13 protein-coding genes are annotated in these 15,182 nt (G+C 61.6%); 8 read left to right on the top strand and 5 right to left on the bottom strand.

Annotation, left to right across the window (positions count from 1 at the left end; translation table 11 throughout):
• Both ACM6IN_RS01570 and ACM6IN_RS01565 read left to right on the top strand, forming a co-directional pair.
• The gene (locus ACM6IN_RS01570; RefSeq protein ID WP_038366244.1) at positions 1–429 is read left to right on the top strand and encodes a hypothetical protein; all 429 of its coding nucleotides are present in this window, start codon (positions 1–3) and stop codon (positions 427–429) included.
• A 171-nt stretch (positions 430–600) separates the two neighbouring features.
• Entirely contained in the window at positions 601–1,569 is a 969-nt protein-coding gene (locus ACM6IN_RS01565) for a 2-hydroxyacid dehydrogenase (protein ID WP_007911024.1), read from the top strand.
• Here ACM6IN_RS01565 and tssA read toward each other — a convergent pair.
• Genes tssA through ACM6IN_RS01540 form a run of 5 tightly spaced genes read right to left on the bottom strand, consistent with a single transcriptional unit; the run spans position 1,566 to position 9,072 of the window.
• A complete protein-coding gene (tssA, locus tag ACM6IN_RS01560; protein ID WP_414915272.1) occupies positions 1,566–2,648 on the bottom strand; it encodes a type VI secretion system protein TssA in 1,083 nt (360 codons plus the stop codon). The two genes, ACM6IN_RS01565 and tssA, sit on opposite strands and share 4 nt — an antisense overlap.
• Complete coding sequence (locus tag ACM6IN_RS01555) at positions 2,645–6,466, bottom strand: type VI secretion system protein (RefSeq protein WP_414915271.1); 3,822 nt, start codon at positions 6,464–6,466, stop codon at positions 2,645–2,647. Before ACM6IN_RS01555 ends, tssA begins: the two co-directional genes overlap by 4 nt.
• Positions 6,463–7,227: a DotU/TssL family secretion system protein gene (locus ACM6IN_RS01550; RefSeq protein WP_414915270.1), complete on the bottom strand. Its 765-nt coding sequence runs from the start codon at positions 7,225–7,227 to the stop codon at positions 6,463–6,465. The genes ACM6IN_RS01555 and ACM6IN_RS01550 overlap by 4 nt, the downstream gene beginning before the upstream one ends.
• Before the next feature lie 18 nt (positions 7,228–7,245).
• Complete coding sequence (gene tssK, locus ACM6IN_RS01545; RefSeq protein ID WP_007911031.1) at positions 7,246–8,577, bottom strand: type VI secretion system baseplate subunit TssK; 1,332 nt, start codon at positions 8,575–8,577, stop codon at positions 7,246–7,248.
• Positions 8,578–8,622: 45 nt separating this feature from the next.
• The gene (locus ACM6IN_RS01540; RefSeq protein ID WP_007911033.1) at positions 8,623–9,072 is read right to left on the bottom strand and encodes a hypothetical protein; all 450 of its coding nucleotides are present in this window, start codon (positions 9,070–9,072) and stop codon (positions 8,623–8,625) included.
• A gap of 227 nt (positions 9,073–9,299) precedes the next feature.
• Here ACM6IN_RS01540 and tssB point away from each other — a divergent pair, with 227 nt between their 5' ends.
• From tssB to tssG, 6 genes are all read left to right on the top strand, one after another.
• On the top strand, positions 9,300–9,842 hold the full coding sequence (tssB, locus tag ACM6IN_RS01535) for a type VI secretion system contractile sheath small subunit (RefSeq protein WP_007911036.1): 543 nt from the start codon (positions 9,300–9,302) through the stop codon (positions 9,840–9,842).
• A gap of 31 nt (positions 9,843–9,873) precedes the next feature.
• Complete coding sequence (gene tssC, locus ACM6IN_RS01530; RefSeq protein WP_007911038.1) at positions 9,874–11,355, top strand: type VI secretion system contractile sheath large subunit; 1,482 nt, start codon at positions 9,874–9,876, stop codon at positions 11,353–11,355.
• A gap of 102 nt (positions 11,356–11,457) precedes the next feature.
• Positions 11,458–11,955 (top strand): Hcp family type VI secretion system effector, encoded by a 498-nt coding sequence (locus ACM6IN_RS01525; RefSeq protein WP_007911046.1) that lies wholly within the window; start codon positions 11,458–11,460, stop codon positions 11,953–11,955.
• Positions 11,956–11,970: 15 nt separating this feature from the next.
• A complete protein-coding gene (tssE, locus tag ACM6IN_RS01520; protein WP_042704864.1) occupies positions 11,971–12,414 on the top strand; it encodes a type VI secretion system baseplate subunit TssE in 444 nt (147 codons plus the stop codon).
• Positions 12,398–14,191 (top strand): type VI secretion system baseplate subunit TssF, encoded by a 1,794-nt coding sequence (gene tssF, locus ACM6IN_RS01515; RefSeq protein ID WP_414915269.1) that lies wholly within the window; start codon positions 12,398–12,400, stop codon positions 14,189–14,191. Before tssE ends, tssF begins: the two co-directional genes overlap by 17 nt.
• Positions 14,155–15,180 (top strand): type VI secretion system baseplate subunit TssG, encoded by a 1,026-nt coding sequence (gene tssG / locus ACM6IN_RS01510; RefSeq protein WP_414915268.1) that lies wholly within the window; start codon positions 14,155–14,157, stop codon positions 15,178–15,180. The genes tssF and tssG overlap by 37 nt, the downstream gene beginning before the upstream one ends.
• Positions 15,181–15,182 lie beyond the last annotated feature (2 nt).

Here is a 15,182-nt window from a genome sequence, read left to right as displayed (position 1 = left end):
ATGCAAAAGTCAATTAAAACCCTGCTGATGTCGACGTTACTGATTTCTTCTGTCTATTGCGCCGGGGTCAGCGCACAAGCTGCCACCCAGCCCGCAAAAAACGCCGTCGCCACCGCCGACAACGCGATGATGCTGACCGTGTTTCTGAAACATGATCAAACCCGACCGTTAAGTGAACTAAAGGCTCAGCTTGCGCAACAGGGTTTCCATAAAACGTTCCCCCCGGCCGGAGTCGAGGTGGTGAGCTGGAACATCATGATGGGGATCGGCCAGGTCGTGACCGTGCGCTTTCCTGTCTCGCGTCTGGCGGAAGTTAACCTGGCGCTGGAAAACACCGCATGGGGCAGTTACCGCACCGAGTTCTATCCGACCTACGATATCAAGCCGCTCGCGATGGCTGAGCAAGCCAAAGCCCAAGCGGCCCAATGATGTCGACAGCACAGCGGATCACCGGTGTGCTGCCTAACCTTGCTTCTTGCCCGAAGCCGTCCAGAATCAAAGCACCACTGCGCCAATGACAACGATTGCCAAGTCGCTGCGGATTCAGCACTCTGAAACGACTTTCGCGACCAACCCGCCGACGTTCACAGGAGCCGCGCAATGCCCGCCACCGTTCTGGTACTGGTTGAAACCATCAATGACTACTTGCCGATTCTCGAACATCAGGGCTTCCACCTGATCCTTGCCCCCACGCCCGCTGAACGTGCGCAAGCCATTGCCACCCAAGGCAGCCGCATCGACGCGGTGCTGACCCGTGGCCCGCTGGGTCTGACAGCCGATGAGATCGCCGCCCTGCCCGCGTTAAAGATCATTACGGTCATCGGCGCCGGTTACGAACAGGTCGACCTGCAAGCCGCCAGCAACCGTGGCATTACCGTGACCAACGGAGCCGGAGTCAACGCCTCATCGGTGGCCGACCATGCGCTGGCAATGTTGTTGGCACTGGTGCGCGATATACCGCGTTGCGACGCCGCAGTGCGCCGGGGTGAATGGCCGAAGATCATGCGCCCGTCGCTGGCCGGCAAACGCCTGGGGGTTCTCGGGCTGGGCGCAGTGGGCATGGCGATCGCCAAACGCGCGAACCTCGGTTTCGACATGCAGATCAGCTATCACAGCCGTCAGGTGCGCAACGATGTGCCGTACGCGTTCTGCTCGACGCCGACCGAACTGGCGCGAGCGTCGGACTTCCTGATCGTCGCCACGCCCGGCGGTATCGGCACACAGCATCTGATTACCCGCGCGGTGCTCGATGCGCTCGGTCCGAAAGGGTTTATCGTCAATATTGCCCGCGCCAGTGTGATCGCCACGGCGGATCTGATCACCGCCCTTGAACAACGCAAAATTGCCGGCGCCGCGCTGGATGTGTTCGACCACGAGCCACAAGTGCCGGATGCGCTGAAAACCCTGAGCAACGTGTTGCTGACACCCCACGTCGCGGGGCTGTCACCGGAAGCGACGCAAGGCACGGTGGAGCTGGTGGGCAAAAACCTCGTGGCGTTCTTCTCGGGCGAGCCTGTGCTGACGCCTATCGCGCTGCCGCCAAAACTCAACAATCAACGCGTGCACTAAAGCACCCCGAGCAACGTCCACAAACGCCGCGATTCCGCATCGGCACTGATCAACTCACCGAGCAACTCGCTCAGCGGTTTGTTGCCCCACTCGACGCCGCGCCGAATCAGATACGGCACGGGGCTGTGAGGTTCGGTGCGGGCAAGGTATTCGGCGATCAGCAGCAATTGTCGGTAAGCCTCTTCGCGACTGGCCGGTTCGCGAAATACCTGGGCAGCCGGTGCAGGTTCTTCTGGTTGCGGCAAGGCGACGGGGGCTTCGACCACCGGTGCCGGCGAAGCCGGTTGTTGTGGGTGCATGGCGATAAACTCCTGAGCCAACGTCAGCAGCGCTTGAATAATGTCCTGCAAGGGCCGCAATCCCGGGCCTTGATCCCCTAGATAAGCATTGCTCCAGCTGTCGAGCCGCTGCAGATGTTGCAGGCTCAGCAGCAGATTGCCTTGGGTGCGCAACCAGAACGCCAGCGGCGTGGCGCGGATCTGATCGCTGAGTTTTTTCTGTTCGTTGCGCGCGGTTTCTGCCGAGCTCTTGGCATTCTTGCTGTCGTTGGCCTGCACCTGCTGAATCTTTAAACGCCGCCAGACTTCAAGCGTATAAACCTCGAAATCACTGTTGCGAGTGCCGAACAGCGGCACGCGAGTGAGCAAGACTTCACTGTAGCGACGCACCAGCCATTCCAGCGGAATCACGCGCCACGACTGATCGCCCTCCTCGGCTTGAGGGTGCAAGTGCTCGGGGAAACGCTCACATAAACCGGCGATCAGCGCCAGGCTGCCGGGCAAACCGTCCAACGCTTGCAGGTGCAGCCAAGCTTCGCCAAGCCACGCGCTGAGCATCAAGTCCTTGCTGCGCTCGAGCAATAACGCAGTGGAGAGCTTCTCGACTTCCGACCAGTTCGCCCGCTTCAGTGTCGACTGCCAGACGCCGGTCGGCAGGCTGGCATCGTCCTCGCGGCGCAAGTCGCGCAACTGATCGAACTCACGCTCATAGCGCAAATCGACGCCACAGGGCGCATCCGCGCTGATCGGCGCGAGCAATTGATCAATCAGATCTGGCACAGCGGCCGATGGCAGGTTCACAAATCTTCCTTCTGCGATTCAAGGGCGACGGTGGTGCCGGTCACCTGAAACGGCGAACGCGGCGCACGGGTGGGCAACGGCGCGATCGACAGCGGCAGTTTCGAGCCCTGGCTCATCAGCGACAGACGCACGAACATCCGCGTGAATTCGCTGGTGACGCTGTCCGGCGCCCCGGTTACAGGTAAACGCAACGTCAGCGGGAAATCGGTGTAATCCACGTTTGGCTGACGCTGCACCGAGAAATGCGCGCGCATCAGGCGCAGCAGCGACCATGGCCCGCCGTACTCCCAACCGGCCTCCAGATCACGCACCACCAGATTCGGTTGCAGCGGGTCGTTGACCGGACGCTCCTTGCCGTTTCGCGCCCAGCGCAGGGTCAGGCGGACAGGCTGGCCGACCATCCAGCGCAGATTCGGTTGCTCGGCTGCCGGATAGTTGATTTGCTGATTGCCGGCGAGCAAGCCCCAGGCAATCACCTGATCGGCGCCCAGCTCATCATCGCGATCGGTGCGCCAGCGCACGTCCAGCTCGACGCCAAGGATGCCGCTCTTGTCGCGCACGAACAGCGGCGTCAGCCAACTGCTGGCTTGCTTCAAGCGGTTGAGAAAATCCGCCGCGGCCAGGCGTTCCGGGGTCTGGTTGGTGGCAAGGCCGGCCTGCGCGACCGGCAGTTTTTTGTCGATCAGTTGCAGAAAATATTCAACCCGCGCCGGATCGGCGTCCTGCATCTGCACGCCGTTGGCGAACGGAAAGCGATCCGCCAGATATTGATTGAAGTAGTTGGCCAGCTCATTCCATGCCGCAGCGGCCTGTTGCACTTGCAGCATCTGGCAACGCTGCATGGCTTCCTGTTGCAGCTCCACCGCGCGCATCGCCAACGTGCCGCGTCCGCCGGCGATGTTAGCGGTCTGCAGCATTTGCAGGCAGGAATTGACGTCCATCTCGACGAAATCGCGGCTGACCAGTTGCTCGATCTGTGCCGGCGAACTGGCCGGGTTGGCCTCTTTGTATTTGCGCAGTTCGTCGTTGAGCGCACTGAATTGCGTCACGCGTTCGTAATCCAGGGCCGAGAGATTGGCTTGCTGTGTTGTCAGCCACTGCAACGAAGACGTGCGCCGCTCAGTGATGCCGAGCATGGTGTTGAACTGCTGCTTGAGGCTCAGTTTCAGATCCTGCACGTCGCTGGCGCCGAACAGTTCCAGACCAAGGTTTTTCGAACCGTCCCACTGGCTGATTTCGGCCCGTCCGCCGAACAGTGGTTGCGCGGTGATTTCATCCAGACCACCAATAAGCTGCGCCATGGCGCGGCGGTTGAGCGCCGCTTGCAGACGCGTGGCGAGATCCGCGCGGTGCACCTCGACGAAAGCCTTTTGCAGGGCCATGGCTTGCTCGGCCTGCACATTGAACACAGCGTAAGGATGCGCCTGATCGTTGTGATCCTTGAGGCTCAACCACATCGCCTGGGCGGCGGCACGCTCGGCGGCTTTGAGCACCGCAACGCGATAGTCCGGTGGAATGCGTGGCAGTTCTTCGGCGATGTAGCTGTTGTAGTCGGCGAAATATTTCAGCGATTCATTGAGGTCATCACCGTCCACGGTCTGGCCTTGCATATTGACGTTGTCTTCGCTGGCACGCAGGGCGACCGAAACGAAGTCGCGCTTGAACAGCGCCTGTATCGCGTTATCGAGTTTCACCACTTGCTCTTGCAACGCCAATTGCCCGCTGACTTGCTGTACCAGCAAATTGTCCCGCGAGCCAACCTGTGCGATCCATTGATCGCGGAAACTCTGCTGCAAGCGTGACGCTTGCGTGTCGAGGTCTTGTTGGACTTGCGCGCCCAACAATGTGCTCTTGCCCACTTTGGCGAGGAAGTCACCATAACCCGGCACCAATTCCTGGCCTTTGCCACGGCTCCACGTTGCATTGGTCAGGGCAATTGCCGCTTGCAGATCGTCGACCAGCGCGGTCAGCTCTTCGAGTTCGCGCAGGCTGTTGCCACTGCCGGCCTCCAATTGATCGAGGTGCAACTTGAGATAACCGGCCTTGCTGACAAAGTTGTCGGCGAGAAAATACTGATCCAGCCAGCGCTGCATCAATCCGGAAAAGTTGCTGACGATCAGTGGTCGGTCGACGCTCAGATCCAGCGCCTGCAAGCTGCCGTCTTCCGCGGCCACGAGCAGCCGATTGTAGAACGCCGCGTAGGGCAAGGTGCCGGTGTTGAGGTTCAGCGACAGCGCGTTGTTGCTCAATTGCACCAAGTCGTCCAGTGGCGCACGCGGGTTGTTCTGCACTTGATTGAACAACTGGTTCTGCTGTTCCAGACGCAAGGCCCGATCCACCAGATCGTTCGCCTTCAGATAGTTCTGCCACTGCGCCGGGTCGTCGCTTTCGACACTGCTGCGTCGGTCGGTGCTGCGGATCGCCTTGATCTGCGCCAGTTGCGCACTCAACAGGTCATGCAGCGGCACCATGATGTGGCGCTGGGTGGACTGCAAGACTTGCTGCTCAAGCTGATTGTCGAGCGAGGAAAACCACGACGTCGGGAACACCAGCGAAACGTAGTTCCAGTGCGGCGCACGCTCCAGCACGCGCCAGAAGGTCTGCACATTGCGTCGGGTCGAGTCGACGCGTTGCGCCTCGTCACTGATCGCCACGTAGCCCTTTTGCGCGCCTTGCATCTGCCGCGCCAGTTCGTGGGCATCCTTGACCGACACCTGCCAGACCCAGAGCATCGCCACGGCCCAGATCACCCCGACCACCAGCGCCACGCCGGCCGTCAGCCGCTGCCAACGCTGACGCAAACGCAGCAGGCGCGGCACGCCTTGCGCCAACCCGCGCTCGCCGACCAAGCGCTGACGCCACAACTGGCGCACAAACACACTCTGCTGCAAGCCGCTGTCGTCAGCGGAAAATCCATCTTTGGCATCCTCCGAGGCCTGACTGGCGCTGAAATAGACACCGCGAAAACACGGCGCTTCCCCCTGGGCGTTGCCTTGAAACACCGGTTCCAGAACACTCTGCAAACCGCGGCGCAAGGTTTCCAGACGCTCTGGCAAGGCGTACAGATCTGCGCTCAACTGGCCGGACAAGGTGCCGATTTCGATGATGGCTTCCGCTATGGCGCGATGGATGCGATCGAGTGCCTGATCGCTCCACTGCCCTTGCCAAACCGCATCGCGTGAATAAGGTGACGACCAGCCCAGGGTACGCTCGCGGGCCTCGTCGGGCAGCGCGCTGATCAGTTCCTGGAATCCCGGCAGTTCTTCGAGTCCGGTGATGATCACGTACACCGGCACACTCAATCCAAAACGTTGCAGCAGATCGATGAAGCGCCGGCGCGCCGCCAGACCGAGGCCGGCGGCCTGTTCAAGATTGCTCAAACGACTGACCGGCACCAGCCAGACCACACCGTCCAGCGGCCGCTTGCTGCGCATTCGCAGGATCAAACCAAGTAATCGCCACCAACCGCCACGCTGCAAGTGCATACCGTCGTCGGGCAGAAACAGCGCTTGCGGCACCACCAGCACGGCGCCTTCGGGATCTGACCACCAGCGACCGAACCAGGCGGGTTTGTCGGTCGGTTGCAGACGCCATTCACTGACCAGTTGCGTGCCCTGGGTTTCGTCACCGAGCATCAGCAGCCATGGCATCTGATAGCGGTCATGACTGCCCTGCTCTTGCTCCATTTGCCGTACGGCTGCGTAAAAACTGCGGATCGCTGCGCCACTCTGGGTGCGCAACCACCACACGGCCACGGCGATGATCACCACGACCAGCAGCAGCGCGACAACCCACGCAACCATCGTCAGGGTGCTCATGAGCCTTGCTCCGCAGGCACCACCGAGTCGATGATCTGCAGCACCGGGTCCAGTTCCGAACGAATGTCCCGCCAGAGCAACTGGCCAAGCCCGGTCAGCAACAGCAGCATCGCCAGAATCCCCAACGCCAGGCGAAAGCCATCCGGCAGCGCCGTGCGCACCGGCAGTTGCAATGGCGTGGTCAGCGACGGCTGCGTCAGACGCTGACTGACATCGACATAACTGGCCTCGCCCTGCCAGGCAAAGGTGTACAGCGCCAGCCGCCACTTCTCCAATTGCGCCTGACTGTGTTCACCGCGCAAACGCCCATGGAAACCGAGGATCAGGCATTGCAGATACACGTTGGCCAGATCGCGCGTGGTCGGTTGCTGTTCATCGAGCAAAGCTTGAATCGCCGCCGGCACTTGTTCGCCGGCCTGACGACTGGCATACAGACGCGACTCCAAAGGTTTGTCCTGCCACGCTGCTTGTCCAGGCCAAGGGGTGAACAGCAGGGTTTCATCGACCAGTGCGACGAACGCGTAAACCAACGCCTTGACCTGCTCGGTCGCCGAATCACCGACCCGCGCATAAGCGGTGCGCCACAATCGCTGCGAGGCCTGTGTCGAGAGTTCGACCACGGTCTCCACCAGCGCCGCTTCGTCCTCGCTGTCCTTGGGCAATTGCACCCAGTCCTGTTGCCATTGCTGCCACGTCTGGCGGAACGCGCTGCTCAACGGTGCGTCCTGCAACCCAAGGCTTGCGGCACTTCCTTGCGACATACGGCGTTCCTTGTGTGATCAGGCACTTTCACTGTTCTGGGCGACAAACAGCACCACTTGCCACGGGCTGCTGGTCAGTTTCGTCGCCGGCGCGGCGATAATCAGCGGCAGTTGCGCGTCGAACCACGTACCTTCGGCGGTGATCACAAACAGCCGCGTGTCCTCGCCAACGCTGTAGGCCACCTGTTCGCTGCGGCTCATGACCTGGTGCGACAAACCGCTCATGCGCTGGCGACTGAGCAGCGCAATGTGCGGTGCCGAGGCGATGATCGCGCCACGCAACCAGTCAATTGCCGCTTGTTCGCTGGCGCCGTTGGGCATGCGCAGACCGATCACCAGACGCTGACTCGGCTGCTCGTCCGGCAGTTGAATGGAAAAGCTGTGCTCACCGCGCTCGAACGGCAGGCTGCGATAGCCGGCGCGGATCAGTTCGAGGGTGATCTCCAGCCATTGCAGCACGGCGTCATAACCGCGCTGCAATTCGACAAAATCCAGCGCTGCAAACGCCGGCACGCCGGCCAGCGGATCGAGCGCCGACCACGCGCCGGCCAGACCGAGCAATTGCACATAGAGGGTTTGTGGATGAGCAATACGGCTGTTCAGCGCGCCTTCGACTTCCGGCAGACGCGCCCACAACGCCGTCAACTGGCGGCGGATTTCCAGCGCATCGTCCTGATTGCCGGCCTGCTGCGCCTGACGCAAACGGCCACCGAGAAACAGACACTTCTCCCGCGACCGCGCGCAGAGACCGGCGATGCGTCGACCGAGCGCCGACTCCGGCAACAGGATCGGCGTCGGCGCCGTGTAAGACAGCGGCAGAAAACCGCCACCCTCCTTGCGGATTTTCAGCAGCGGCAGGCAGATCGAATCGGCCTTGTTCAATTGCGTGCACAGGCGTGGATTAGGCCGCCACACGGTGATCGATTCAGGAAATTCACCGCTGGTGAGATCCGGCAGCGCGTCGCCCACCACCGACTGCAAGCGCCCTTTGAGCGGCAGCAACTGCCCGGCCCGCCACATCGGGCTGATCGCCAGGTAAACGGTAACGGTGGCGTCGTCGGTGGCATCGATCGCCGCGCCGACATCCAGTTCCAGCGCCGGCCCGATCCCGGCCTGCAAATCTACCGGCAGGCCGTCGGGCATCGTCCCCTGCAGCGACAAGACGCGCACCACGCCAGCGCTCAGCGCCGAAGGATCGAATTCCATGTGGCTGACGCCCCAGAACCACGGGTTGCACGCTTGCGCCAAATGCGCGCCGAGCGCTTCGGCCCGCAATCCTTGCAACTGAAAATGCTGCGGCAGCAATTGCATGCCTTCGTGCCAACAAACCGCGTCAGGTAGCAGACTCATACGACTCCCTTCGACAAGCCGCGATCCGGCGGCAGCGGTGGTGTTTCAGTGTTCGGTGGCGTTGACCAGGCTCATCTCGCGGCTGTCGAATTTCAGCCACGCCTCGCTCTGATCGTCGAGCCGCAAGCGGTGTGCTCCGGGTGTGTTATAGCTGGCGAAGACTAAAAGTCCAGCAGCCTTCTTGCCCCCCAACGGGAAGGGTTGGCGGTCGATGAATTGCCCCGGCACCAGCTCCAGTCCCCACACGCTCATCAACTGACGATAGTCGCGTTGGTACTGTTCGCGCCCGGCGAACCACTGGCTGGCACTGATGCCTGACAACTGCTTGAGCAGATCCGGGTCGGCGACTGCAATGAAGTCCACGGCAATCGGCGTGTCGTCGTTGGCTTTCGGAGCGACGTCGAGGGTCAGGCTGTCGAGGTCCACCTTCGGCCCGAAGAGGGAGCAACCGGCCAGGGACGCAAACAGCAGTGTTAGAAAAAGTCGTCTACGCAAAATGAATTTTCCTTTTCGCGAACCTGTCCAAAAATGTTTTTGCTTGCTTTTTTATAGACCTGTTCTAGCGTCTTGGGTAGTTCGGTTCCTACAGCCGAATCAAGAAGGTTTGTCAAAGGAACGACAGGTCATCTGCCTCCCTTTCTAACCTACGGTCCAGCAAGGGAAAGCGATGAACGGGCCTCCCCGATGCATTGCGCCCGCTCATCGCATCGGAGTCCGCCGTCATGGCAGAAAGTACTCAGCACAAGCTCGACCGGGTGCGCCCGCCCCGAGTGCAAATCACCTACGACGTCGAAATCGGCAACGCCATCGAGAAAAAAGAATTGCCACTGGTGGTCGGAATTCTTGCCGATCTGTCGGGCAAGCCGCTCGAACCATTGGCAAAACTGACTGACCGGCGTTTTACCGAAATCGACCGCGACAACTTCAACGAAGTGCTCGCCTCGATCGGCCCGCGCGCCACGCTGCAGGTCAACAACACCCTCAGCGGCGACGACAGCAAGCTCAACATCGAACTCAATTTCAAACACATCGACGACTTCGACCCAGTCAAGGTGGTGGAACAAGTCACACCGCTGCGCCGCCTGTTCGAGGCCCGCCAGCGTCTGCGCGATCTGCTGACCAAACTCGACGGCAACGATGACCTGGACAAGCTGTTGCGCGACGTCATCGCCAACACCGAAGGCCTGCAGGAAATCAAATCGGCCCGTCCGGACAACGCTACCCCGGCAGCTGATGCCGAGGCGCCGGCCGAACCGCAAGCCTGATCGTCCACTTACATCGAGGGGAGAATTCGCCATGCCCGCTTCAGCTCAGAAACAAGCCAGCGACAGTACGACCGAGACACTTTCCCTGCTTGACCAGATCATTCTCGACGGCCGCATGGCCCACGATGACAGTCAGCAGGATTACGCCCGCGACATGCTCGCGGAGTTCGCCACCCAGGTCCTCGACGAAGGCATGGCCATCGACAAGGACACCGTGGCGATGATCAACGACCGCATCAGTCAGATCGACGAACTGATCAGTGCCCAGCTCAACGAGGTCCTGCACCACCCCGACCTGCAAAAACTCGAAGCCTCGTGGCGCGGTCTGCACCTGCTGGTGCAGAACACCGAAACCAGCACCCGACTGAAACTGCGCCTGCTCAACGTCACGCAGAAGGAGTTGCAGAACGACCTGGAAAAAGCCGTCGAGTTCGACCAGAGCGCGCTGTTCAAAAAGATCTACGAAGAGGAATACGGCACCTTCGGTGGCCACCCGTTCAGCCTGTTGGTCGGTGACTACACCTTTGGCCGGCACCCGCAGGACATCGGCCTGCTGGAGAAACTGTCGAACGTCGCCGCCGCGGCCCACGCGCCGTTCATTGCCGCCGCCAGTCCTCGCCTGTTCGACATGAACAGCTTCACCGAACTGGCGGTGCCGCGTGATTTGTCCAAGGTCTTCGAGAGCCAGGAGCTGATCAAGTGGCGCTCATTCCGCGAGAGTGAGGATTCGCGCTACGTATCGCTGGTGCTGCCGCACTTCCTCCTGCGTCTGCCCTACGGCCCCGACACCTCGCCGGTGGAAGGCATCAACTACGTCGAAGACGTCAATGGCACCGACCACAGCAAATACCTGTGGGGCAACGCCGCGTGGGCGCTGTCGCAACGCATCACCGAAGCCTTTGCCAAATACGGCTGGTGCGCGGCAATTCGTGGCGCTGAAGGCGGCGGCGCGGTTGAAGGTTTGCCGGCGCACACCTTCCGCACCAGCTCCGGCGACCTGTCGCTGAAATGCCCGACGGAAGTGGCGATCACCGACCGCCGCGAGAAGGAACTCAACGACCTCGGCTTCATCGCCCTGTGCCACAAGAAGAACAGCGACGTCGCGGTGTTCTTCGGCGGCCAGACCACCAACAAGTCCAAGGTCTACAACACCAACGAGGCCAATGCCAACGCGCGGATCTCGGCGATGTTGCCGTACGTGCTCGCGGCCTCGCGTTTCGCCCATTACCTGAAGGTGATCATGCGCGACAAGGTCGGCAGTTTCATGACCCGCGACAACGTGCAGACCTACCTCAATAACTGGATCGCCGATTACGTGCTGATCAACGACAACGCGCCGCAGGAAATCAAGGCGCAGTACCCGTTGCGTGAAGCCCGCGTGGACGTCACCGAAGTCGCCGGCAAACCCGGTGCCTACCGGGCGACGGTGTTTCTGCGGCCGCACTTCCAGCTTGAGGAACTGACTGCATCGATCCGTCTGGTGGCGACGTTGCCGCCACCGGTTGCCGCTTAAAGCTCCAGAGAAAACCCTGATGGCGAGAGGATTTATCCCCTCGCCACGGGCTCCGTGTTCAGCCCATTTGCCTAATGTGAATTTCTTCAGGAGTTTCAAGCGATGGATGCAATCATTCTCGACCTCGGCGGCGACATCAAAGGCGACAGCCTGCTCGAAGGTTTTGCGGACAAGATCGAAGTCATGTCCTACAGCCACAACGTGGCGATGCAAGTCACCAACGACGTCAGCAACTCGGAGCGCACCTCCGGCAAACCCCATGTCGGCGAGTTCACGGTGACCAAGTTTATCGACAGCTCGACACCGTCACTCAACGAATACTGCTGCGCCGGCAAACCGATCCCCGAAGCCATCATCACCATCGGCCGCAACGCCGCCGAGGGCAGCGGGCAGTTGATGCCCTTTATTGTCTACACCCTCACCAACGTGGTGCTGTCCAACGTCAGCGTCAGCGGCGGTACCGGTGGCAAACCGGTGGAAACCGTGTCGCTGAACTTCACCAAGATCAAGTGGGAACTCACCGCGCAGAAAGACGACGGCACCAAGGAAGGCACGGCCGCGTCGACCTGGGACATGGCCGCCAACAAGCTTGTCAGCTAACCCGGCGCCTTGGCCATGGCAGGCACCGGCATGCGCGCGCCGCTGTTCGAACGCCTCGCGTCCAGCGAGGCCGAGAGCACGCGCGAGTTCGATCGGCAGGACTTGCTCGACTCGGTGCACGCCGAGCTCGGGCGCCTGTTCAACACCCGCCGTGGTCCACTCACGCGGACCACGCCAGCGAGTGTGATCGACTACGGCATCGCCGACTGGAGCGCCTTGCAACAGCAACGCAGCGATGATCGGCGGCGGCTGGCGCGGGACATCCGCGAAGCGATCATGCATTTTGAACCGCGCCTGCTGCTGGGCGAAGTTCAGGTCAATCCCTTGCCCGAACACCCGCAGCGCATGAGCATTCGCTTGCTCGGCGAATTACGCAGCGGCCAGCAGCACTGGCCGGTAGCCTTTGTCATCGAGCCTGGCGGCGAAGGGCTGGAGGTGCGCCATGAGCGACTCGATTGACCCGCAACTGCTCGATTACTACCAACGCGAACTGACCTGGCTGCGGCATGCCGGCAGCCAATTTGCCGAACGATACCCGAAAGTCGCGCGGCGTCTGGAACTGTCCCCGGGCGAATGCCCCGATCCGCACGTTGAGCGTTTGCTGGAAGGTTTTGCACTGCTCGCCGCACGCCTGCAACGGCGCCTGGATGACGACTACGCCGAGTTCAGCGATGCGTTGCTCGAACAACTTTATCCGTTGGCGATGCGGCCGTTGCCGTCCTGCGCCATCGTGCAGTTCGAGCCAGACCCAGGCAAAGGCAAACTCGACGAGGGCTATCCCCTGCCCCGCGATACGCCATTATTCGTCACCACCAGCAAGGGCGAGAGCATTCACTTTCGCACCTCGGCCGCCGTTCGGTTATGGCCGATCGAAGTCACCGAAGCGCTGTTGCTGGGCAGCGATGAAGCCCAGGCGTTGACCGGCGTGGCGCAATCGCGCTCGGCATTGCGTTTGAGTCTGCGCTGCCTGGGCGAGAGCCAGTGGGCTGATCTGGGCATTGAGCAATTGCGCATCCACCTGGCCGCTTCCCCGGTGGTCAATGCTTGCCTGTATGACCTGCTTGGCGCGCATGCGATGCAGGTATTGGCGGGATCGCCGGGCAGCGTTCCGACGGCGCTGAAAGGTTTGCCGAACATCGTCGGTTTCAGCGATGACGAAGCACTGTTGCCGGATGAAGACGGTGTCCATCCGGGCATGCGCTTGCTGGCCGAGTATTTTGCTTTCCCGGATAAATTCCACTTTTTCGATCTGCCCTTGAGCGGTGTTTCCAGCGACAGTCAGGCCCTCTATCTGTATATCGTTTTCGACCGTGTCCCTGCTAGCCGCCTGCACTTGCAGGCCAGTGATATCGCCTTGGGCTGCGCACCGGTAATCAACCTGTTCCCGCGGACTTCCGAGCCGCTGCGTCCCGACGGCACGCGCAGCGAGTATCGACTGATCGCCGACAGCCACCGCGAGAACAGTGTCGAAATCCACAGCATTCGCGGCATGCGCGCCAGTACTCGCACCGGTGTGCAGCGCCTGCCGGCGTATTACGGCAGCCAGCACAGCGGCGGCGACCAGCAGCGCTACTGGCATGCGCGACGGGTCAACGGCATGACGCCAAACCGGCTCGGCAGCGATTTATTGGTGAGCGTGGTCGACACCCGTTTTGAACCGCAAACCGATCTGCCTGATTACAGCCTTACCGCCGAGTTGCTCTGCACCAACCGTCATCTGGCGCAAACCCTGCCGGCCGGTACGCCGCTGGGTTTCGAGCGCCCCGGCCCGGTTGCCTGGGCCCGCCTGCGCAATCCGCCGAGTGCACAAAGTCAGCCGCGGCTGGACGGTGATTCGCGCTGGCGCCTGGTGTCGCAACTGACCCTCAATCATCTGTCGCTGGTTGAAGGCCCGCAGGCGCTGGATGCACTGAAAGAGATTCTGCATCTGCACAACCTGCGCGATGAGGCCAGCGCCTTGAGGCAGATCGAAGGCCTGGTGCACCTCAGCTGCGAACGGGTAATCGGCCATGTTGGCGCTGATGCCTGGCGCGGCTGGCGCAATGGTCTGGAAGTGCAGTTGCAGCTTGATCCGCAGCATTTTGTCGGCAGCAGCGCGGTGTTGTTTTCGGCGGTGCTGGCGCAGTTCTTTTCCCTGTACGCCACGGCCAACCGCTTTGTGCGCACCGTCCTGATGCAGTCCGACAAGGAGGTCAAGGCATGGCAACCCCAAGCCGGCATGCCCCTGTCGCTCTGACCCTGAGCCAGCGCCTGCGCCGTGAGCCGCAGGCCTTCGAATGGTTGCAGGCGTTGCTGTTGCTCGAACGCGAGCAGCCGCAGGCCGACCCACTCGGCAGCGGCACCTCGCCGCAGACCGAAGCGCTGAAACTGCGCGGACCACTGACGCCGGCGTTTGCCGCCAGCCAGATTGAAGCCCTGCACGAAGCGCCTGGCGAACCGCTGACACTCGACACACCGATATTCGGACTCGGCGGCCCGGACGGCCCTCTCCCCTACGCCTATCAGGATTGGCTGCAACAACGGGCGCGGGCCAAAGATCATGCACCGGCCGCGTTTCTCGATCTGTTCCAGCATCGCTTGCTCAGCCTGCTGTACAAAGTGATGCGCAAACACCGGGTGGCGCTAGGCTTTGTCACGCCGGGGGCGTCGCCGGTACAGGCGCAATTGCGCGCGCTGACCGGTTTGCTGCCCAAGGCGTTGCAGGAGCGCCAGGCTGCTCCCGACTGCGCCGTTCTTGCCTGTACGGCGTTGTTTGCCGATGGCCGTCGCTCACTGGCGGGATTTGCCGCGATCGTGCGCGAGCAGTTTGCCGTGCCGGTCGAGTTGAGCGCCTACGAAGGTGCCTGGCGGCAGATCCCGTCCGCCAGCCGTAGCGTAATCAAACCCGGCGGACGCAACCTGCAACTGGGCCGCAGCGCCGTGGCCGGCACGCGGGTCTGGGATGAGCACGCCGGCATTCGCCTGACCCTCGGACCATTGCCGTCGACGCAAGCGGCGCGCTTTCTGCCGGATGGCGAAGCACACCCGGCACTGGCCAGTCTCGCGGCACTGTATTTCGGCCCGGATCTGGACATCAAACTGGTGCTGCGGGTACGCGGTGCCGGGCCGCTGAAACTCGCTCGCCAGACTCCGGTACTGTTGAGCTGGAACGGTGGGTTGCAGCGTCAGGCCAGCCTCGGCGTGCAAACCATCGAAACCCGACTGCGTCAGCTGGAGATTACCTGAAC

It is taken from the genome of Pseudomonas sp. IT-P395 (assembly GCF_949767675.1).
In the GTDB taxonomy this organism is placed as follows: domain Bacteria; phylum Pseudomonadota; class Gammaproteobacteria; order Pseudomonadales; family Pseudomonadaceae; genus Aquipseudomonas.
Note: the sequence above shows the minus strand (reverse complement) of the source record. Positions and strands in the feature narration are given on the sequence as shown.